The following is a 20,237-nucleotide window of genomic DNA, read 5'->3' as shown; positions in this document are numbered from 1 at the left end:
TCTTGGGGGACTGAGACCGGCGTCATAGGACCCTAACGACGGTGGCCCCGGAAGGTGACGTTCAAGCCTCCGCTACACTTGTCCTCGTCATCGGGTGCGAGCCCGATGTCCGCCGCCTTAGCTCAGTCGGCCAGAGCGATTCACTCGTAATGAATAGGTCAGGGGTTCGATTCCCCTAGGCGGCTCCGCAGGTCAGGGCCTCATTCGGATACTCCGGATGAGGCCCTGACGCATTTCCGGCCCGGCGTGGAGTCCGCGCGAAAGTTCACCCGTTGGAATTACCCCTTGAGGAACATCCGCGACAGCGAAGTGCCCACTCCCGTGAGGTGGTCGACGAGCGTGTCCGCGTCCGCGTCGAGCAGGCCGGAGCGCCAAGCGAGCATGATCTCCACGAAGCCGCCGATGCCCAGCAGGACGTTGACCCGGAACTCCAGCCCGTCCACGTCCGGCTTCAGATGCGGCCGCGCCAGGTCGATCAGCAGGCCGGTGGTCTCCTGGACGGTCTGCCGCCGCAGTTGCTCCAGTACCGCGCTCCCCGCGTGGTCGCCGAACAGGATCTGCGCGCGGGACGGCTCTTCCTGCACGTGGTGCACGACGACGTCGACGGCGGCGCGGAGCTGGTCCAGGGCAGGTTGCTCGATCCGGGCGGTGACGGCGTCGAGGACCATCCGCAGGGTCTCGTCGCGGACTTGTTCCCAGGCGGTGGCGAGCAACGCGTCGCGGTTCGCGAAGCTCTCGTAGAAGTACCGGTCGGTCAGATTCGCCCGCGCGCAGACGCCGCGCATGGTGACCGCCGCCCAGCCCTGTTCCTGCCAGATGTCCAATGCGGCGCCGAGCAGGGCGAGCCGTCGTTCGGTGCGGCGTTCGTCGGCGGTCTTGCCGCTGTAGCGGCGGGACGCGGTCACCTGTCCATCTTGACAGCAGGTGGCCTCGGATTCATTCTGAGGGCATGCGACCGCAGAATCGCCTGCGACCTGGTTTGGCCGCCGCGCTGACGTCCGCCTTCGTGCGGCCGATCGCCAACGCGATCCCGGCCAACCGGGCGGGTATCGCCTTCTCCCGCGCTTTCATCGCGAGCAGCTTGTGGCTGGCTTCGCCCCCGTTGCAGGGGAGTCGCGTCGAGTCCGGCGTCGGCGGCGAGTGGGTCCGCGGTCCCGAAGTGACCGAAGGCGACGCGGTTGTCCTTTACATCCACGGCAGCGGCTACGCGCTTTGCTCGGCGCGCACGCATCGCGGGCTGACCACGCGGGTTTCCCACGGCACCGGGCTGCCGGTCTTCGCCTGCGAGTACCGGCTCGCGCCCCGGCATCGTTTCCCGAGCGCCGCCGACGACGTCCGCGCGGCCTACGACCGGCTCATCGGCGAGGGCTACCGGCGGATCCTCGTCGCGGGCGACTCGGCGGGTGGGCATCTGGCGGTCGATCTCGCCGCGCAACTGATCCGGGAACGAAAAGATCCGCCTGCCGCGCTGGCCCTCTTCTCGCCGCTGTTCGACGTGACGTTCTCCTTGGCCGCCCAAAGGGAACGCATGCGCCCGGACCCGATGATCTCCGCCGCCGCGGCCGCGCGGCTGGTCGGTCTGTACACGGTGGACGCGGACGTCGCGTCGACCCGGCTGCGGTTCGCCTTCGACGACATCAAGGGGTTCCCGCCGACGATCATCCAAGCGGGCGGGCTCGAAATGCTCGCCGCGGACGCCATCGAACTCGCCAGGGCTCTGCGCCGGGCGGGCGCGGACTGCGAACTCGAGGTGGTCCCGGGTCAGATGCACGTCTTCCAGGCATTGACCCGCTTCGTCCCGGAGGCGCGGCCCGCGATGGAGCGTGCCTGCCGATTTCTGACCGAAAATCTGACAGCGATCGAAAAGGCGGCCTAGTGAAACGGACCCACGGAGCGCACGCCGTCGTCACCGGGGCGGGCAGCGGGATCGGGAGGGCGATCGCGGCCGAGCTCGTCCGGCGCGGCAGCCGGGTCGTTTGCGCGGACATCGACCTCGAAGCGGCCGAGGAAACCGTGACGATGCTGAAGGACAAGGGCGAAGCGGTCGCCGTCGACTGCGACGTGTCCAATGTGGACGAGGTCGCCGAGCTCGCGAGCCAGGCGCGTTCCTGGCTCGGCCGCGAGCCGGACCTCGTCGTCAACAACGCCGGGATCGGCGCGGGCGGCAAGGTCGTCGGGGAGAGCCCGTTGTCCGATTGGCAGCGCACCCTCGGCGTGAACCTCTGGGGTGTGATCCACGGCTGCCACACCTTCGTCCCCGCCATGCGGACGGCGAAAGCGGGCGGCGTCATCAACGTCGCCTCGGCCGCCGGCTTCACCGCCGCACCGAGGATGGCGGCCTACAACGTGAGCAAGGCCGGGGTCGTCAGTCTTTCGGAGACATTGGCCGCCGAGCTGTCCGGCACGGGTGTCGCGGTCACCGTCTTGTGCCCGACTTTCGTGCGTACCAACATCTTCGGCGGCGAGCTCATCGACGCCGAAGCACGCGGTCTCGCGCAGCGAGTCTCCGACGTGGTCGGGTTCTCGCCGGAGCGTGTCGCGCGGATGACGCTCGACGCCCACGATCGCGGCCGCCTCTACGTGGTGCCGCAACCCGACGCTCAGCTTCTCTGGCACGCCAAGCGTTTCGTGCCTGTCCCGTACACGCGGATCGCCGGTCTGCTCGGCCGGTTCCTGCCCGCCGAAAAGGAGAAGTGATGGCCTACGACTTCGACGCGATGCTCCAGACCATCAAGGACAAGCAGTGGTCGCTGGCCGACATCGACTGGGACGCGCCCGGCGCGGAGACGATGACCGACGAACTCCGCGCCAAGATGCGGCCGTTCATGGCCGATCTCGTGTGGATCGAGCACGTCGGCGCCCGCGGGTTCGCCTCGCTGGCCAAGAAGGCGCCGACACCGGTCATCCAGGAGATCTACCGCTACTTCCACGCCGAGGAACAGAAGCACGCCAACGCGGAACTGGCGTTGATGAAGCGCTGGGGCATGCTCGACGAGCACGGGTCGATGCCCGAGCCGAACATCAACGTCAAGCTCGCCATCAAGGTCCTCGACGACTACGGCGACACGTTGCCGCTGACGGCGCTGGCCACGCTCATCCCGCTGCTGGAATGCGCGCTGGACGGCGCGCTGGTGAAGTTCCTGCTGGAGGAGGTCTCCGATCCGGTGTGCCATCAGGTGTTCCGGCATATCAACTCGGACGAGTCCCGGCACATCACGGCCGATTTCGAGGTGCTGGAACTGATCGGCGCCGGTTCGACGCACCAGCTGCTCACCGAGTCCATCGGCTCGCTCAAACCCCAGATCGTCCTCGGCCTGATCGTGGTGTTCGTCCCGCTGATCAACAAGATGCGGGACAACATCGTCGCGATGGGCCTGCCGGAGAAGAAGCTGTACAACGCCGTGAAACGGTTCTCCACCATCGGCGGCCGCGGCGAGTTCACGAAACGCATCCCGGCCTACCACGTGCTCAAGGCGCAGGCGGCGATGATCGTCGACCGCTCGCACGTCTACCACCGGCTGCTCGCCGACCCGATGGTCAAGGTGACCCGCCTGATTCCCGCGCGGCTGCTGGGGAAACCGCAGTCGTGGACCGAGGAGATCACTCACGAACCGGTCGCGTCATGACACTGGGTGCCTTCGAGGGCGAGGTGCTGCGCGGTACCGAATGGTTCGGGCGCGACTTCGCCGGGCAGCGGGTCGCCGTCGTCGCGCCCGGCCGTGAAGCGGCGCAGATCGTGCCCGAGGTGGCGGCCACCGCGCGTGCGGTGAAGGTGTTCCAGGAAGAACCCGATTGGGTGGTACCGATGCCGGTCCCCGGGCCGAACGTCCTCGGCATCGTCGTCGCCCGCGTCTTCCTGCGCTGGCACGTGAAAGACCCCTGGCTCCGCAGACTGCTGACCCCCGACCGCCGCTTCGGGTCGCGGCGGACGGCGCCGGGGCTTTGCTACTACGGGGCGCTGCGGCGGCCCGGCTGCAAACTCGTCACCTGGCCGGTCTACGCCTTCGCGCCCCACGGAATCCGCACCGCCGAAGGTATCGAGCACCAGGCCGACGTCGTCGTGCTCGGCGCCAGTTCGCTTTTCGCCAAGGAAGGACTTCCCGCATGACGCCGGACCACGAGATCGCGATCATCGGCGGAGGTTTCTCCGGTATCGGCGCCGCGATCCTGCTGCGGAAGGCCGGTTTCGAGGATTTCCTGATGCTGGAAGAGGGCGACGGCGTCGGCGGCGCCTGGCATTGGAACACCTATCCGGGCGTCGCCGTCGACATCCCGTCGTTCAGCTACCAGTTCTCGTTCGAGCAGATCTCCGGCTGGTCGCGGGTCTACGCGCCGGGCCGCGAACTGAAGGCGTACGCCGACTACTGCGTCGACAAGTACGACATCCGCCGCCGCACCCGCCTCGGGAGCAAGGTCGTCTCCGCGGCCTTCGACGACGAAACGCACTTGTGGCGCCTGGAAACCGCCGACGGCTGGTCGATGACGGCGCGGTTCGTCGTCGGTGCCACCGGCGTGCTCACCCGGCCGAAACCACCGGACATCGACGGGCTGGCCGACTTCCGGGGCACGGTCATGCACACCGCCCGCTGGGATCACGGCGTCGATCTGCGCGGGAAACGGGTCGCCGTCGTCGGGACCGGGGCCTCGGCCGTGCAGGTCATCCCGTCCATCGCGCCGGAAGCGGGCCGGCTGACCGTGTTCCAGCGGACGCCGATCTGGTGCCTGCCCAAACCCGACGCCGTCTTGCCGCGGTCGGCGCGGCTCGCGTTGCGGCGGCTGCCGGGCGCGAAACTGGTGTCCCGGCTGGCAAGTCAGGCCCTGGTCGAGGTGACCTTCCCGCTGGCCGCGCATTTTCACAACCTCCTGCCGACCGCGGGCGCGGGGGAGCGGATCGGGCGCGCGCATCTGCGCCGCGCGGTGAAAGACCCCGTGACCCGCGAGAAGCTCACCCCGCGTTATGCCTTGGGCTGCAAGCGGCCGAGCTTCTCCAACGACTACCTCCAGACGTTCGACCGGGACAACGTCACGCTGGAGACCACGAGCATCGACGCGATCACCGGATCCGGGGTGCGCACCGTCGACGGCACCGAGCATCCGGTGGACGTCCTGGTGCTGGCGACCGGGTTCAAGGTGTTCGAGAAGGGCAACATGCCGGCCTTCACCGTGCGCGGATCCGGCGGCGCCGACCTGGAGAAGTTCTGGGAGGAGAACCGGTTCCAGGCCTATCAGGGCGTCAGCGTCCCCGGCTTCCCGAACTTCTTCACCATTCTCGGCCCCTACGGCTACAACGGTTCCTCGTATTTCAACCTCATCGAGACGCAGACCGCGCACATCATCCGGTGCCTGCGCAACGCCCGCAGAATCGGCGCAACGCGCGTGGAGGTCACGAACGAGGCCAACGACCGGTACTTCCGGAGCATGCTGGACCGGCGCAAGCACCAGGTGTTCTTCCAGGACAGCTGTGCACTCGCCAACAGCTACTACTTCGACGCGAACGGGGACGTGCCGTTCCGTGCCTCGCCCACGCTGGAAACGATGGTGACGAGCCGGTTCTTCGACCTCGACGACTACGCCTTCGCGGACGGCCGGTGAACACTGGCTGAAGTCCGCCGTCCCCGGCCGGGATGAGCCTTAGGTTCGATTTCCCGAACCTGGAGGCTGGTCTTGGAAGGCTTTCCCTGGGACGTCCTGCTCGCGGTGGTCGGGATCGCCGTCCCGGCCGTCGCGTTCTTGTGGGAGTTCGTGCTCGTCGGCCGCAAACGGCTCGGCTACCGCGTGCAGATGGACACCCCGACGGCGTCCGGACGCGGGTTCGCGCCGACGGCGGACGCGCTCGCGCAGCTGCAGCACGAGAACGGCGAGCGGCTCGTCGACCCGTCGTTCGTGCTGCTGCGCATCGAGAACAGCGGCACCACCGACATCGACACCGACGATTACGCGGTCAACGAGAACGACCGGGTCGGCGTCCGCGTGAAGTTCCCCGGCCGCACCGTGGCCGGCATGGTGGTGACCGAGCTCAGCTCGCCGCATCTGCACGAATGTTTCGGCGACGACTCCGGGTGGGGCGCGCGCGACGAGAATCCCGAACGGCCCGCCGGGGTGATCGACCTGCCGAGGGTGCCGCTGAACCGGGGTGCGCATTACAAGATCCTCGCCGTACTCGACCGCATCCCCAACGGCTCGCCCGACGATTTCGACGAACCTCAGGTCGTCGGCGAGATCAAGGGCGGCAGCCTCCGCGAGACCAAGAGCCGCACCGGGCCGACGGGTTCGGTGATGGCGCTGATCCTCTTCCTCGTCGTGGTCAGCATCTTCCAGCTGACCCGTTCACTGTTCTTCGACGAGAAGCCGCCTCCGCTGGACTGCGCGTCCGGGAAGCTCACGATCACCGGATCGACGGCTTTCGCGCCGGTGCTGAAGGAAGCGACGGCTTCGTACACGAAGACGTGCCCGGGCGCGTCGTTCGCTTTCGACAGCCGGGGGAGCGCGGAAGGGCTCGGCACCCTGAACCAGGCCGGGAACGACGGCACGCTGGCGTTCTCCGACGGCGCCAAGGGCGAGGGCTTCCCGCGACTGTTGCCGCGTCCGGTCGCGTTCTCGCTGTTCACGCTCGTGATCAACTCCGAAGCGGGCGTCCAGGATCTGTCGCTCGCGCAGATCCGCGACGTCTACGACGGCAAGATCGCGAACTGGAAGGAGATCGGGGGCAAGGACCGGCCGGTCCGGCTCGTCGACCGGCATTCCGACTCCGGCACGCGGCGGACGTTCGAGGGGCGGATCCTGGCGGGCAAGCGCGAACCCGGCGACAACTCCGACGACTGCCTCAAACCGGCGCCGGGCGCCCAGCCGGGAGTGGTGCGGTGCGCGAAGCCGTCCACGAACGACGTCCTCGACGCGGTGTCGCGCGTGCCGGGCGCGCTCGGCTACAGCGAACTCGGCGCGGCCACGAAACGCGAGGACGTGCTGCCGGTCCGCGTCGACGGCCACCAAGCGACCCTGGAGGGCGCGATCCACGCGGCGTACCCGTTCTGGGAGACCGAGTACGCGTACACGTTCGGTGAGCCGAAGGCGGACTCGCTCGTCGCGAGCTTCCTGCGGTACCTGACCAACCAGGTCGGCAAGGACATCGTGCGCTCCCACGGGCACCGGCCGTGCGCCGAACTGGCGAATCCGGTGCTGTGCCGTCCGGGCGCGTGAAGGCGGTGGGCCGGGTTGGGGGGGGGGGGGGGGGGGGGGGGGGGGGGGGGGGGGGGGGGGGGGGGGGGGGGGGGGGGGGGGGGGGTGGGGGGGGAGAAAAACCACCACCCCCCCCCCCACGACCAACTGGACCGAGGTCAGGCAGGCGGCTTCAGGGTGACGACGGTGGCGCTGGTCTCCCCGCGCGGCGTCCGGTACTTGATCTCGTCGCCCTCCTTGGCGCCCACGAGCGCCAGGCCGAGCGGGCTGTCCGAGGTGACCGTGGAGGCGTCGGCGTCCTCGCCGGGGATCGTGACGATGTGGAGTTCGTCTTCGTCGCCGTCGGAGAACCTGAGGGTGACGGTGGTGCCGTCGGGGAGCAGGCCCTTGCTGTTGCGGCCGCCGTGCTCGAGCTTCGCCGCGACGTCGGCGATGCGCCGGTCGAGGTAGGCGGCGGCCTCCGCGCGGTCCAGCACCTCCGCCTGGTCGGCGGCGTCGCCGGTTCGTTCCTGCTCGCCGACGAGCGGCGCCATCGCGTCGCGCTGCGCACGCAGATCGGCGAGTTCCTTTTCCAGCTGCCGCCGCGCGGCCGGGCTGAACCCGTTGTCCCCTGAGGTCACCATGCCGGGCATTGTCCGCTACGGATCGGCCGTGAGCCACCTAGATTTTTCACCCGCTGTGATCGGACAGGACGATTGCCCTAAGCTTCAGGGCTCATGTCCTGACTACTTGGTGTAAGGAACTTCGTGACCGCCGTTCCCGGCCGCAGCGCGCGGCTCTCCCCCAATCAGCTGCAGAAACAGGAACAGATCGTCGAAGCGGCGCGTGTCGTGCTCGCCAGGGACGGCCTCGCCGGCTGCACCGTTCGCGCGATCGCGGAGGCCGGGCCGCTCACGAAGAGTGCGATTCATTACTACTTCGCGGACATCGACGTCCTGATCGATCGGGCGATGGCGGCGCATATCACAACGTTCACGGCCGATTTGCGCAAAGTTTCGGCGAAGCACGATCACCCGGACGAGCGGCTCTTCGCGGCGCTGGAGGCCTTCCTCGCCGAGTTCTCCGGACGTCCGAACGCGGCCTTCCTCTGGTTCGAGTACTGGATCGCGGCGGGCCGCGCGCAGCATCCACAGGCCATCGACGTCATGCTGACTTCGATCACCGAACTGCTCGCGGAACTGCTCGCCCCGCTCGACGTCGAAGACCCGCGGGCGCGGGCACGGGCCCTGCTGTCCTACCTGCTCGGCGCGATCGTCCAGCAGCGCGTCCGGCGGCGGCCGTTCGCCGCACTGCGCGGCGACATCGAAGCGCTCTGTTTCGCGAACTACGGGTAGAAATACGCATTAGATCCGTACCGTTACGGATTGTTCCCCTCCTCCGGCTCCGGCCATGGTGAGGTACCCCTTCCCTTGCCCAGAGCTAGGAGACGACGATGCGCATAAGACGGTGCATGGCCGTGGCGATCGCGGCCGTCGCGGCGTTCACCATCCCGGTCGCCGCGAGTCCGGCGACCGCCGACCAGCAGGCCGAAGACGCGCAGGTCCAGATCTACGAGGTCTTCGGCACGGCCACCGCGCAGCAGCGCACCCAGCTCTCCCGGCTGGGCATCGACGTCCTCGGCACCTCCGGCTCCACGACCACGGTGATCGGCGAAGCGCGCGACGCGGCGAAGATCCGCTCGCTCGGCTTCCGCGTCGAGCAGCGCGGCGTCGTCGACAGGTCGGAGAAGGTCGGTACCAACGCGATCAACGACTTCCCGCCGTCGGACTCCGGCTATCACAACTACGCCGAGGTGACGACCGAACTGCGCAACGCCCAGTCGAACTTCGGCTCGATCGCGCGGCTGAGCAGCGTCGGCAACTCGTACCAGGGCCGCGCGCTGAACATGCTCAAGATCAGCGACAACGTCGCCACGGACGAGAACGAGCCGGAAGTCCTCTTCACCTGCAACCAGCACGCCCGTGAGCACCTCACCACCGAGATGTGCCTGCGGATCGTGAACCGGTTCACCCAGGGCTACGCCTCCGACCCGGCGATCAAACGCTTCGTCGACAGCACCGAGATCTACGTGATCCCGAACGTCAACCCGGACGGTTCGGAGTACGACATCTCCGGCGGCAGCTACAAGTACTGGCGCAAGAACCGCCAGGGCAACGGCACCGACCCCAACCGCAACTGGGCCTACAACTGGGGCTGCTGCGGCGGTTCGTCGGGCTCGACGACCAGCGAGACCTACCGCGGCCCGTCGGCGTTCTCCGCACCGGAGACCAGGGCCGTGTCCAACTTCGTGAACTCACGCAGGATCGGCGGCGTCCAGCAGATCAAGGCGAGCATCGACTTCCACACCTATTCGGAGCTCGTGCTGTGGCCGTTCGGCTTCACCTACAACGACACCGCGCCGGGCATGACGGCGGCCGAGGCGCAGCGTTTCCAGACGGTGGGCAGGCAGCTGGCGGCGACCAACGGCTACACGCCTCAGCAGTCGAGCGACCTGTACATCACGGACGGGACGATCGACGACTGGATGTGGGGCACCCACAAGATCCTGAGCTTCACCTTCGAGATGTACCCGCGGGGCTCCAACCCCGGTTTCTACCCGCCCGACGAGGTGATCGTCCGGGAGACCACGCGTAACGACAGGGCCGTGGACCTCCTGCTGAACACCGCCATCGGTTGAGCGACAGCTCCGTGAAGGCCTCCTTCCTTACTCTCAAGGTAGGGAGGAGGCCTTCACGGACTTTCGGCATAGGGTGCGGGGCATGCCGATGTTCGAATTCGAGGGGCACCGTCCCCAGGTGGATCCCGAAGCGTGGATCGCCCCCACCGCCACCCTGATCGGTGACGTCGTCGTCGAGAAGGGCGCTTCCGTCTGGTATGGCGCCGTGCTGCGCGCCGACTTCGGGAAGATCCTCATCCGCGAGGGCGCCAACATCCAGGACAACTCGGTCATCCACGTCAACGGTGGCGTGACCGAGGTCGGCAAGAACGTCACCGTCGGGCACCAGTGCCTCGTGCACGACTGCACGATCGGCGAGCAGGCGCTGATCGGGAACGGCTCCACCGTGCTCGACAAGGCGCAGATCGGGGCGAAGGCCCTGGTCGCCGCCGGTGCCACGGTGACACCCGGGATGATCATCCCGCCGGAGACGGTCGCCATGGGCAGCCCGGCGAAGAAGCACGTCCCGCTCGACGGCGCCGCCCGCGGCTGGGTCGAGCACAACGCGGCGATCTACCGGGAGCTGGCGCGCAGGCACGCGGAGGGCATCAAGCCGATCGATTGACTCTCTAGTAACTGGAGACCCTAGCTTCGGGCGTATGGCACCGAAGTCGAAGAAGAAGACCCATCAGGCGACACTCGAGTTGGCCGCCGGCGACGCGCCGGTGGTCGATCTCGGGAAGACGCTCGGGCAGACCGGCGTGAACCTCGTCGAGGTCAAGAAGGCCTACGACGCGGCGACCGCGGTGCACCGCGGCGAGATCATCCCGGTGGTCGTGTCGGTGTTCGAGGACCGCTCCTTCGAACTCCGGTTGAAGACGCCGCCGACGTCGTTCCTCATCAAGAAGGCGTTGGGCGGCAAGGGATCCGGCCGCCCAGGGCATGAGGTGGCCGGGAAGCTGAGCCAGGAACAGCTGCGTGGGATCGCGGAACGGAAGCTGCCCGACCTCAATACCGGAGACCTCGGCGCGGCCATGCGCACGGTCGCGGGCACGGCCCGCTCGATGGGCGTCGCGATCGAAGAACCGTGACGCGCAAGCACGTGATCGTCCCGCCTTTCCGTGACCTCGACCCGGCGCTCGAAGTCGCGGAAAGGCTGCTGGCGCAAGAGAATCCGTGGCTCGCCGGAATCGTCTCGGCGCTGCCCGACGAACACGCCGCCGCCGACCGGCTCAACCGCGTCCTCGCCGGGACCGGCGCCGCGCCCCGGTTGGTCGAGGCCGGAAACGGCTGGCGCGTCGTGCAGGTGACGTCGTGGCCGGGCTGCGGTGACCTGGTCGCGGGCGCCTCCGGGCTGGCCGGACTCGTCGCGTTCGGCGGCTGGCGGCGGATCAAACGCTGCGCCGTGTGCGCGCAGGCGTTCTGTGATCGCACGGCCGGATGCAGCCGCCGGTGGTGCGCCGGACATCGTCCGCACACCGGGCCACGGCCCGTGCTCTAGGCTTGTCCGCACCAGCGACTGGCGCCATTTGAGGTGGAGCACCACCGGGAAGCGACGACAAGGCCGGTACCGCGCGCCTGGGTCCGGCCGTCTCCGGCAGGAGTACCTCCGATGACACACCAGCCCGAACTTTCCGCGCTCGCCGCCGCCGACCCGCAGATCGCGGGGCTCGTCGAGGACGAGGCGAAACGCCAGCACGACAAGATCCGCCTGATCGCGTCCGAGAACTATGTCTCCCAGGCCGTACTGGAGGCGACGGGCACCGTCCTCACCAACAAGTACTCCGAGGGCTACGCCGGCAAGCGCTACTACGAGGGCCAGCAACTCATCGACCAGGTCGAGAACCTCGCCATCGAGCGCGCGAAGGCGGTCTTCGGCGCCGACCACGCGAACGTCCAGCCGTACTCCGGCTCACCGGCGAACCTGGCGGTGTACCTCGCTTTCGCGCAGCCGGGCGACACCATCCTCGGTATGGCGCTGCCGGACGGCGGCCACCTCACGCACGGGTGGAGCGTGTCCGCGACCGGCAAGTGGTTCACCCCGGTCCGCTACGGCGTCCGCAAGGAGACCGGTCGCGTCGACCTCGACCAGGTGCGCGAACTCGCGTTGAAGCACCGGCCGAAGCTGATCTTCGCGGGCGGCACCGCGATCCCGCGCACCATCGACTTCCCGGCGTTCGCGGAGATCGCCCGCGAGGTCGACGCCGTCCTGGTCGCCGACATCGCGCATATCGCCGGGCTCGTCGCCGGCGGCGCGCACCCGTCGCCGGTCGGACACGCGCAGGTCATCACCACGACCACGCACAAGACCCTGCGCGGTCCGCGCGGCGCGATGATCCTTTCCGACGCCGACCACGCGAAGGCCGTCGACAAGGCGGTGTTCCCCGGTCTGCAGGGCGGCCCGCACAACCACACGACAGCCGCGATCGCCGTCGCGCTGGGCGAGGCGCGGAAGCCGGAGTTCGCCGAGTACGCGCACACGATCGTCGCCAACGCGAAGGCGCTGGCGGAGGCGCTGGTGGAACGCGGCTACGACCTCGTGTCCGGCGGCACCGACAACCACCTGCTGCTGATCGACCTGACGAACAAGAACGTGCCGGGCAAACCGGCCGCGCAGGCGCTGGACCGCGCCGGCATCGAGCTGAACTACAACACCGTGCCGTTCGACCCGCGCAAACCGTTCGACCCGTCCGGCATCCGGCTCGGCACCTCCGCGATCACCACGCGCGGGCTCAGGCCGGAGCACCAGGTGCGGGTCGCGGACTGGATCGACCGCACGATCACCGCGGCGGCGGGCGAGGAACAGTCCGCTTTGGACACCATCGCCGCCGAGATCCGCGAGTTCCTGACGCCGTTCCCGATCCCGGGCTACTCGGCGTAGCACCCCTGCTCTGTCCGTGAAGGCCTCCTTGAGGGACCCAGGGTCCCTCAAGGAGGCCTTCACGGACTTCGAGCGAGACGCTTAAGCGACTAGTGAGCCGCCGGACCGTCGACGGCCTCCTTGGCCAGCCGGTCGGTCTCGCGCTCGAACGAACGCTTGATCTCGGCCTCGGCCTCGGAACGCCCGACCCAGCTCGACCCCTCGACGCTCTTGCCCGGTTCCAGGTCCTTGTACACCTCGAAGAAGTGCTGGATCTCGAGCTTGTGGAACTCGTTGAGGTGGTGGATGTCGCGCAGGTGCTCCAGGCGCGGGTCGTTCGTCGGGACCGCGAGGACCTTGTCGTCCGGGCCCTTCTCGTCGGTCATCCGGAACATGCCGATCGCGCGGCAGCGGATCAGGCAGCCGGGGAAGGTCGGCTCCTGGACGAGCACCAGCACGTCGAGCGGGTCGCCGTCCTGGCCGAGGGTGTCGTCGATGAACCCGTAGTCGGCGGGGTACTGCGTGGCGGTGAACAGCGTCCGGTCGAGTTTGATCCGACCGGTCTTGTGGTCCACCTCGTACTTGTTGCGCTCCCCCTTGGGGATTTCGATAGTGACGTCGAATTCCACGCCGGCCTCGCTGCTCTCGTCTTTGGTACGCCCCGCCGTCGCGGACGGCTCACCGAGTTCATGGTCTTGTCTTCACTAGTGTGGACCACGGGGGCTCGGGCGGTCGCATCGATGTGGTCGTATGTGAGCTTGGCCCCTTCCCCGGACGGTGGATGAAGGAGCGTTGCGTGCCGGAAAACGATGTCCCGAGGTGGCCGTCGGACGACAAGGACACCTCGTCCGCCGAGCCCAAGGGCGCCAAGGGGGAGGGCGAGGCCACCGTCTGGCTGCCCATGTCGGGCCTGGCGAACGGCAAGACCGAAGAACTGTCAGTGCCGAAGGTCACACCCGAAAGTGGCTCGTGGTTCCAGCCGGTCGTCGAGGTCGGTGACATCGACGAGGAACCGGACGTCCCGAAGACACCGACACCGCGGTGGTCCGCCTTCGACCCGGTGACGCCGGTGACGCCTGCGACGCCGGTCGAGCCGGAGCAGCACGAAGAGCCGAAGACGCTCTTCGTCAAGCCGGTCCAGCCGCAGCACAAGGACGAACCGGACTGGGATCAGTTCGACCGGGGCGCCGCCACCCCACATCGTGACGCCGAGCCCTCGAAGCCCGAGCCGAGGCAAGAACAGCCGAGGCAGGAGCCCCAGCGTCAGGAGGAACCGCGCCGTCCCGAGCAGCGCCGGGTCGAGCCGCCGGTTCCCGCGCCGGTCCCGTCCGCGACCATGCACGCGCGCCCGGTCCGCATCGAGCCGTCCGGAGAGCGCTCCGACTCCGAAGCCACCGTCGGGATGCAGCGGCCCGAGCCGCCGTCCCCGGAACCCCAGGAACCTCCGGCAGCCGAGGCCGCCCCCGCGCCGAAGCCGAAGCGCAAGCGCAAGGCCCTGCTGATCACGACCCTGGTCGTCGTCCTGCTGCTCGCCGGGATGGGCGGCGCCGCCGCGATGCCGAAGGTGTCGAACCGGCTCGGCCTGCCCTGGGCGCCGAACGCGCCGAAGGGCGAGATCCCGAAGCCCGCCGGTGTCACCCGGGTCCTGCAGGGGCCGGACGTCAACGGCGTCGCGCCGACGAAGGAAGGTCTGGCGGCCGCGCTCGCCGGCCCCGCCGGTGCCGCTGACCTCGGCACGCTCACCGGCACCGTCGTGGACGCGGCGACCGGGGACGTCCTCTGGGACAAGAACTCCGGCACCTCGCTGACCCCGGCGTCGACCACGAAGATCCTCGTCGTGGCGGCCGCGTTGCTGTCGATGGACCACGGGACGCGGTTCTCGACGAAGATCGTCCAGGGCGCCGACCCGGGCACGGTCGTCCTCGTCGCGGGCGGCGACCCCTCGCTGACGTCGCTGCCGCTGGGCACGGACTCGCCGCTGTACCCGGGGGCCGCGCACGTCGACGACCTCGTCGCCCAGGTCAAGAAGGCCGTCGGAGGCAAGATCTCCAAGGTCCAGCTGGACATCAGCCTGTTCAAGGGGCCGACGTCCGCGAAAGGCTGGGACCCGGAGGACACCGCCGCCGGCAACACCTACATGGCGCCGGTCCTGCCCGTGATGGCCGACGGCGGCCGCACCGACCCGAAGAACGACCACTCGCCCCGCATCGCGAACCCGGCGGCCGCGCTGACCCAGAAGATCGCTGGGAAGCTCGAAGCCCAATCCGGCGGTACGACGACGGCACCGAAGGACGCGAAGGTGCTCGGCGAGGTCAAGTCGCAGCCGCTCGCGGAGTTCGCCAACTCGCTGCTGCAGCTTTCGGACAACCTGCTGGCCGACGTCCTCGCCCGCCAGATCGCGCTCGCGAAGGGCACCGAACCGTCGTTCACCGGCGGCGCGGCCGCCACGATGGACGTGCTCAAACAGGCCGGGTTCGACCTCACCGGCGTCCAGATCAACGACGGCAGCGGGCTTTCCGACCAGAACAAGATCTCGGCCAAGGTGCTCAGCGAGATCCTCAAGGTCGCGGCGGCACCGGACGGCAAGGATCCGAGGACGGCCAAACTGCGGCCCCTGCTGGCGGGCCTCCCTGTCGCGGGCGGCAGCGGGACGCTGGAGAAGCGCTACGGCGATCCGGCGTCGGCCGCGGGCCGCGGCTGGGTGCGCGGCAAGACCGGCACGTTGTCCGGGGTGAACACCCTGGCGGGCGTGGTGCTGGACACCGACGGCCGGATGCTGGTGTTCGCGTTGATGTCCTCCGGTTCGGACCAGAACAAGGGCAGGGCCGCGCTCGACGTCGTCGCGGCGACCCTGCACACGTGCGGCTGCCGGTGAGCGACCGGAATCGGAGCGTGAGGAAGTCGGGACGGAAACCGGTCTTCCAGCGGGTAGCGTCATGAGAGTGACTGAGGAAACGCCGACCAAGACACGTTCGATGGTCGACTGGTCCCTGGCCGCCTCGACGGGCGCCCTCCTGGTGCGTGGCGGGCCGGCGGTCGACCGCGAAGTGGCCGAAGAAGCCGTCGCCGATCTGCGCGAGCTGACCGATGAGGCGGAGCTGCACGTCCGCGAGCTGACCGGGCTCGGCCTCGACCTGCCGCTGCTGCCCGCCGAAGTCGTCGACAGGCCCGGCTGGGTCCGTTCGGCCGCCGCGGGGCTCGACGCGCTCACCGGTCGTGCGCTGCCAGAGGCCCACGGCGGCCCGCTGGCCCCCGTGCTGGCCGGTGGCGCCGGTGTCCAGACCGGTCTGGTGCTCGCCTTCCTGGCTTCACGCGTGCTCGGCCAGTACGACCCGTTCGGCGGGCCGGAACGCCGTGGGCAGCTGGTGCTCGTCGCGCCGAACGTGGTCGCCGCCCAGCGTGCGATGGACGTGCCGGGGCACGATTTCCGGCTGTGGGTCTGCCTGCACGAATGCACCCACCGGTTGCAGTTCACCGCGGTCACTTGGCTGCGTGACTACTTCGCCGACGAGGTCGAGCGCCTGATCGGCGGGCTCGCCGGCCGGGACGCGGACGGGCTGAGCGATCTGGTCGGCCGTCTGCCGGACACCATCAAGCAGATCGGCAAGGGCAAGACGGGCGGCGCCGGTCTCGCCGAACTCCTGCAGTCGCCGGGCGAACGCGCGGTGTTCGACCGGCTCCTCGCCCTCTCCACGCTGCTGGAGGGGCACGCCGATTTCGTGATGGACGCCGTCGGGCCGCGGGTCGTGCCGAGTGTCGAGCTGATCCGTTCGCGGTTCACCGCCCGGCGCAAGGGCGGCGGGCTGATCGACCGAGTGCTGCGCAGCCTGCTCGGCGTGGACGCGAAGCTGCGCCAGTACGAACAGGGCGCGAAGTTCACCAAGCACGTCGTCGACGCCGTCGGCATGGACGGCTTCAACGCGGTGTGGACTTCGCCGAACACGTTGCCGACCAGGGCCGAGATCACCGATCCGGCGGCCTGGGTGCGGCGCCTGCACGGGTGAGCGGACCGGAGCCGGCGATCGCGGCCGTGCGGTCGGCCGTACGGGATTTTCTGGGATCGGTGACGACCGCCGAGGAGGTCTGCGTCGCCGTCTCCGGTGGCGCGGATTCCCTGGCACTGGCCGAAGCGGCGGCGTTCGTCGGATCGCGCGCCGGGCTGAAGGTGCGGGCACTCGTCGTCGACCACGGTCTCCAGGCCGGTTCCGCCGAGACCGCCGCTCGAGCCGCGAGCACGGCGCGAGAGCTGGGCGCCGGCACCGCCGAGATCCTGAAGGTGCGGGTCGAGGGCGCGGGCGGACCGGAAGCCGCGGCCCGCCGGGCCCGCTACGGCGCCTTGCGTGCGGCGCTCCCCGACGGGCACGGTCTCGTCCTGCTCGGCCACACCCTCGACGACCAGGCCGAAACCGTCCTGCTCGGCCTCGGCCGGGGCTCCGGACCGCGATCGCTGGCCGGGATGCGGCCGCACGACCCGCCATGGGGACGCCCGCTGCTCGGCGTCACCCGGGCCACCACCCGGCGGGCGTGCCGGGCGCTCGGCGTCGACCCGTGGCAGGACCCGCACAACGAGGACCCGCGGTTCACCCGTGTCCGGTTACGGACGGAAGTACTGCCCCTTCTGGAGGAGGTGCTTTCCGGCGGTGTCGCGGCCTCGCTCGCCCGCACGGCGGCGCAACTGCGCGAAGACTCCGAGGCGTTGGACACACTCGCGGACGAGGTCCACCTGCGCGCCTTCATCGCGGAAGGGCTCGACGCCGCGGTGCTCGCCACCGAACCGCCCGCGCTGCGACGGCGCGTCCTCCGCAGGTGGCTGCTGGACTCCGGGGTCCGCGAACTCACCGACGCCCATCTGCGTTCGGTCGACGCGCTGGTGGGGAACTGGCGGGGGCAGGGCGGGGTCTGGCTACCCGGCGAGTTGGTGGCCAAGCGGGCGCATGGCAGTCTCTTGCTCGAAGCACCCCAGTCCACCACCTAGAGGGGATCGTCCTGTGTACGAAGGCGAGATCGCCTCCGTGCTCGTCACCGAGCAGCAGATCAACGACAAGATCGCCGAACTGGCCGCGCAGGTCGCCGCGGACTATCCGGCCGACGGCCCCGGCGCGGGGCGGGGAGACCTCCTGCTCGTCGGCGTGCTCAAGGGCGCGGTGATGTTCATGACCGACTTCGCCAGGGCACTCCCTCTTCCTTCGCAGCTCGAGTTCATGGCGGTCTCCTCCTACGGCTCGGCGACGTCGTCGTCCGGCGTGGTGCGGATCCTCAAGGACCTCGACCGCGACATCGCCGGTCGCGACGTGCTCATCGTCGAGGACATCGTCGACTCCGGGCTCACGCTGTCCTGGCTGTTGAAGAACCTCGCCAGCCGCAACCCGGCCTCGCTCGAGGTCGTCTCGCTCCTGCGCAAGCCCGAAGCGGTCAAGGTCGACGTACCGGTCAAGTACATCGGGTTCGACATTCCCAACGAATTCGTAGTCGGATACGGCCTGGACTACGCGGAGCGTTACCGGGACCTGCCCTACATCGGCACGCTGGATCCGCACGTTTACACGTCTTGAGAACCGCTTGCCCGCGTCCGCGGAAATGCGGAACCCTGAGCACCGAGAACACGTCATAGGCTGCGATCAAGTGCGTTAACCTATGCGAAGACCAATGTCGACGAAGCCGTCGTGGCCTGGCCCGGGGGAAACGGAGAGAGCTCAGATGGGGAACAGCAGCTTGGCGGACGCGAACGCGTTCAAGAACGCCGCGGCCCAGGGTCAGGTCGGGATCGACCCGGACGCGGCCCAGACCGTCCTGAACAAGATCCGCACCGGCAAGGACGCCGTCGAGGCCCTGTTGCACCGCGCGGGTGACCTCGGGCAGGCGCCGAAGCTGGGCAACAACCCGGTCGGCAACGCGATCGCCGCGAAGGTGGCGAACCGCGCCGACGGCGGCGGAGACTCCTACGCCGCGGCACTCAAGAACCTGTACCAGCAGTACGAGGCCGCCGAGTCCGGCATCGTGACCGCGATGGCCCGGTACCACGAGATCGACCAGGCCGCCGCCGAGCCGTTCCGTAACGTCTGAGGGGGAGTCAGAAAGCCATGCCACCGAAGCACAGCGCCGACTCTTACGGCGAGAGCAGCAGCACCACGCCGGTCCAGCTCGGCGACAACTCGCACGCCGAGGGCATCGTGTCGTCCGCCCGCGGCCGTTCCGACGGGTTCGACATCGGCGCCGACCGCGCCATCACCAACCCGCCGAACTGGGAAAGCGCCCCGAGCAGCCAGGACCTGTGGAACCAGGCCAACCTCGGCAACGACCCCAGCACCGCGACCGGCATCAGCCAGTCCTGGGGCTCGCACGGCCGTCAGCTGAGCCAGGCCTCGAACGACCTCTACAACGCGATCTCCGAACTCGGCGCCGCCTGGATCGGACAGGGCGCGGCCGCCGCGCAGGGTTCGCTGGTCGCCATCGCCAACTCGGGTTCGCAGGCCTCCGAGGCCGCGAACACGATGTCGGACAGGTTGCAGAAGCAGGCCGACGCGGCCACCAAGGTCAAGCTCATGCCGAAGCCGACCGACTACAGCCCGGAGAAGGCGATGGCGCAGGCCCTCGCGGCCGGTCCGGTCGGCATGATCACCGACCAGAAGCCCCTCGCCGACCAGGACAAGGAAGTGCGGGCGGAGCAGGCCAGGTTCCTCGAGGCCTACACCAAGGAGATGAGCGAGGTCGACAGCTCGACCCCGAGCTTCGGCCCCGAATCCCTCGGCATGAAGCCGACCGCCACGCACAACAGCGCTTCGTTCAGCGGTGTCGGCAACGTCGGCGGCGCGGGCCTCAACTCGAACGCCGTCTCGGGCACCCCGGTCCTCGCCGGGACGCACGGCTACGGCGGCGCGCAGGGCAGCGCCGGTGCCCCGATCCACGCCGGTCCGGACTCGGGTTCGTTCTCGCAGGCCGGCTACACCCCCGCCGCGGGGAATCCGCCGGCCGCCGGTGTCGCGCCGGGTGCCGGCGTCGCCTCCGGCGCGGGTGCCCCGATCGCGACCCCGCACGCCCCGGCGAGCGGCGGCAACGGACTCGGCCAAGCCCTCACCGCGGCCGCGCTCGGCGGCGGTCTCGGCTACGCCGGCGCCAAGGCCCTCGGACAGGGCAACAAGTCCGGCTCCAAGGACACCGACAGCACCGACGCGGCGGCCACCGAGAAGGCCCCCGCGCAGAGCGCCGCGTCCCAGGCCGTGCCGCAGCAGGGCATCGTGTCCTCCAGCGGCACCATCGGCGCCACCCCGCCGCCGATGCAAGGCATGGGCGGCATGGGCATGGGCGCCCCCGGCGCTCGGGCCGAGCAGGAAGAGGAGCACACGCACGCCTCGTTCCTCATCGAGCCGGACCCGGACGACGCCTTCGGCGCCAACGAGGCGACCCCGCCGCCGGTCATCGGCGCCTGGACCGAAGACGACGAACGCTAGAGCGGTTTTCACCGGGCGGGGGGGGGGGGGGGGGGGGGGGGGGGGGGGGGTGGGGGGGGGGGGGGGGGGGGGGGGGGGGGGAGGAGGAGGAGGGAAA

The 20,237-nt window shown here is 69.3% G+C and carries 21 protein-coding genes and 1 tRNA gene; 19 read left to right on the top strand and 3 right to left on the bottom strand.

The features are described from left to right. Positions 1-111 precede the first annotated feature (111 nt). Positions 112-185, top strand: a tRNA-Thr gene (locus ACZ6DT_RS00360). 93 nt (positions 186-278) lie between these two features. Here the strand turns inward: ACZ6DT_RS00360 and ACZ6DT_RS00355 are convergent. Further along, entirely contained in the window at positions 279-905 is a 627-nt protein-coding gene (locus ACZ6DT_RS00355) for a TetR/AcrR family transcriptional regulator (protein ID WP_465586496.1), read from the bottom strand. Between the two features lie 44 nt (positions 906-949). Here ACZ6DT_RS00355 and ACZ6DT_RS00350 point away from each other — a divergent pair, with 44 nt between their 5' ends. The 6 genes from ACZ6DT_RS00350 to ACZ6DT_RS00325 all read left to right on the top strand — a co-directional run bounded on the left by ACZ6DT_RS00350 (position 950) and on the right by ACZ6DT_RS00325 (position 7,197). Then, a complete protein-coding gene (locus tag ACZ6DT_RS00350; protein WP_465586493.1) occupies positions 950-1,876 on the top strand; it encodes an alpha/beta hydrolase in 927 nt (308 codons plus the stop codon). After that, entirely contained in the window at positions 1,876-2,697 is an 822-nt protein-coding gene (locus ACZ6DT_RS00345; RefSeq protein WP_465586490.1) for an SDR family NAD(P)-dependent oxidoreductase, read from the top strand. The genes ACZ6DT_RS00350 and ACZ6DT_RS00345 overlap by 1 nt, the downstream gene beginning before the upstream one ends. Next, positions 2,697-3,626, top strand: coding sequence for a ferritin-like domain-containing protein (locus ACZ6DT_RS00340; RefSeq protein WP_465586487.1), 930 nt, complete (start codon positions 2,697-2,699; stop codon positions 3,624-3,626). The genes ACZ6DT_RS00345 and ACZ6DT_RS00340 overlap by 1 nt, the downstream gene beginning before the upstream one ends. Then, the gene (locus ACZ6DT_RS00335; protein ID WP_465586485.1) at positions 3,623-4,108 is read left to right on the top strand and encodes an NAD(P)/FAD-dependent oxidoreductase; all 486 of its coding nucleotides are present in this window, start codon (positions 3,623-3,625) and stop codon (positions 4,106-4,108) included. Before ACZ6DT_RS00340 ends, ACZ6DT_RS00335 begins: the two co-directional genes overlap by 4 nt. Beyond that, on the top strand, positions 4,105-5,592 hold the full coding sequence (locus tag ACZ6DT_RS00330; protein ID WP_465586482.1) for a flavin-containing monooxygenase: 1,488 nt from the start codon (positions 4,105-4,107) through the stop codon (positions 5,590-5,592). Before ACZ6DT_RS00335 ends, ACZ6DT_RS00330 begins: the two co-directional genes overlap by 4 nt. Before the next feature lie 72 nt (positions 5,593-5,664). Beyond that, on the top strand, positions 5,665-7,197 hold the full coding sequence (locus tag ACZ6DT_RS00325) for a PstS family phosphate ABC transporter substrate-binding protein (protein ID WP_465586480.1): 1,533 nt from the start codon (positions 5,665-5,667) through the stop codon (positions 7,195-7,197). 137 nt (positions 7,198-7,334) lie between these two features. Here the strand turns inward: ACZ6DT_RS00325 and ACZ6DT_RS00320 are convergent, their stop codons facing one another. Further along, positions 7,335-7,799 carry a GreA/GreB family elongation factor gene (locus tag ACZ6DT_RS00320; RefSeq protein WP_044853710.1) on the bottom strand — a complete coding sequence of 155 codons (465 nt, stop codon included), beginning with the start codon at positions 7,797-7,799 and terminating at the stop codon, positions 7,335-7,337. A gap of 123 nt (positions 7,800-7,922) precedes the next feature. Between ACZ6DT_RS00320 and ACZ6DT_RS00315 the strand changes: the two genes are divergently transcribed. From ACZ6DT_RS00315 to ACZ6DT_RS00290, 6 genes are all read left to right on the top strand, one after another. Then, entirely contained in the window at positions 7,923-8,510 is a 588-nt protein-coding gene (locus ACZ6DT_RS00315; RefSeq protein WP_465586477.1) for a TetR/AcrR family transcriptional regulator, read from the top strand. 116 nt (positions 8,511-8,626) lie between these two features. Continuing rightward, positions 8,627-9,853, top strand: coding sequence for a M14 family metallopeptidase (locus ACZ6DT_RS00310; RefSeq protein ID WP_465588735.1), 1,227 nt, complete (start codon positions 8,627-8,629; stop codon positions 9,851-9,853). 82 nt (positions 9,854-9,935) lie between these two features. Then, positions 9,936-10,457, top strand: coding sequence for a gamma carbonic anhydrase family protein (locus ACZ6DT_RS00305; protein WP_465586475.1), 522 nt, complete (start codon positions 9,936-9,938; stop codon positions 10,455-10,457). Positions 10,458-10,491: 34 nt separating this feature from the next. Then, positions 10,492-10,923, top strand: coding sequence for an uL11 family ribosomal protein (locus ACZ6DT_RS00300; RefSeq protein ID WP_465586472.1), 432 nt, complete (start codon positions 10,492-10,494; stop codon positions 10,921-10,923). After that, on the top strand, positions 10,920-11,333 hold the full coding sequence (locus tag ACZ6DT_RS00295; RefSeq protein WP_465586469.1) for a CGNR zinc finger domain-containing protein: 414 nt from the start codon (positions 10,920-10,922) through the stop codon (positions 11,331-11,333). The genes ACZ6DT_RS00300 and ACZ6DT_RS00295 overlap by 4 nt, the downstream gene beginning before the upstream one ends. A gap of 111 nt (positions 11,334-11,444) precedes the next feature. Beyond that, on the top strand, positions 11,445-12,713 hold the full coding sequence (locus ACZ6DT_RS00290; protein WP_465586467.1) for a serine hydroxymethyltransferase: 1,269 nt from the start codon (positions 11,445-11,447) through the stop codon (positions 12,711-12,713). A gap of 89 nt (positions 12,714-12,802) precedes the next feature. Here the strand turns inward: ACZ6DT_RS00290 and ACZ6DT_RS00285 are convergent, their stop codons facing one another. Next, on the bottom strand, positions 12,803-13,321 hold the full coding sequence (locus tag ACZ6DT_RS00285) for an inorganic diphosphatase (protein ID WP_276364878.1): 519 nt from the start codon (positions 13,319-13,321) through the stop codon (positions 12,803-12,805). Positions 13,322-13,473: 152 nt separating this feature from the next. On the opposite strand from ACZ6DT_RS00285, the gene dacB reads away from it, so the two are divergent. The 6 genes from dacB (at position 13,474) to ACZ6DT_RS00255 (ending at position 20,140) form a co-directional block, all read left to right on the top strand. Next, positions 13,474-15,567 (top strand): D-alanyl-D-alanine carboxypeptidase/D-alanyl-D-alanine endopeptidase, encoded by a 2,094-nt coding sequence (gene dacB / locus ACZ6DT_RS00280; RefSeq protein ID WP_465586463.1) that lies wholly within the window; start codon positions 13,474-13,476, stop codon positions 15,565-15,567. A gap of 100 nt (positions 15,568-15,667) precedes the next feature. Continuing rightward, positions 15,668-16,696, top strand: coding sequence for a zinc-dependent metalloprotease (locus ACZ6DT_RS00275; protein ID WP_465588732.1), 1,029 nt, complete (start codon positions 15,668-15,670; stop codon positions 16,694-16,696). After that, positions 16,693-17,667, top strand: a complete 975-nt coding sequence (tilS, locus tag ACZ6DT_RS00270) for a tRNA lysidine(34) synthetase TilS (RefSeq protein WP_465586460.1) — start codon at positions 16,693-16,695, stop codon at positions 17,665-17,667. The genes ACZ6DT_RS00275 and tilS overlap by 4 nt, the downstream gene beginning before the upstream one ends. 13 nt (positions 17,668-17,680) lie before the next feature. Further along, positions 17,681-18,244 carry a hypoxanthine phosphoribosyltransferase gene (gene hpt / locus ACZ6DT_RS00265; protein WP_125786176.1) on the top strand — a complete coding sequence of 188 codons (564 nt, stop codon included), beginning with the start codon at positions 17,681-17,683 and terminating at the stop codon, positions 18,242-18,244. Between the two features lie 145 nt (positions 18,245-18,389). Next, entirely contained in the window at positions 18,390-18,755 is a 366-nt protein-coding gene (locus tag ACZ6DT_RS00260; RefSeq protein WP_465586457.1) for a hypothetical protein, read from the top strand. A gap of 17 nt (positions 18,756-18,772) precedes the next feature. Next, positions 18,773-20,140, top strand: a complete 1,368-nt coding sequence (locus ACZ6DT_RS00255; protein ID WP_465586454.1) for a WXG100 family type VII secretion target — start codon at positions 18,773-18,775, stop codon at positions 20,138-20,140. Positions 20,141-20,237: the final 97 nt, after the last annotated feature.

The organism is Amycolatopsis sp. NPDC041971 (assembly GCF_055588925.1).
Note: the sequence above shows the minus strand (reverse complement) of the source record. Positions and strands in the feature narration are given on the sequence as shown.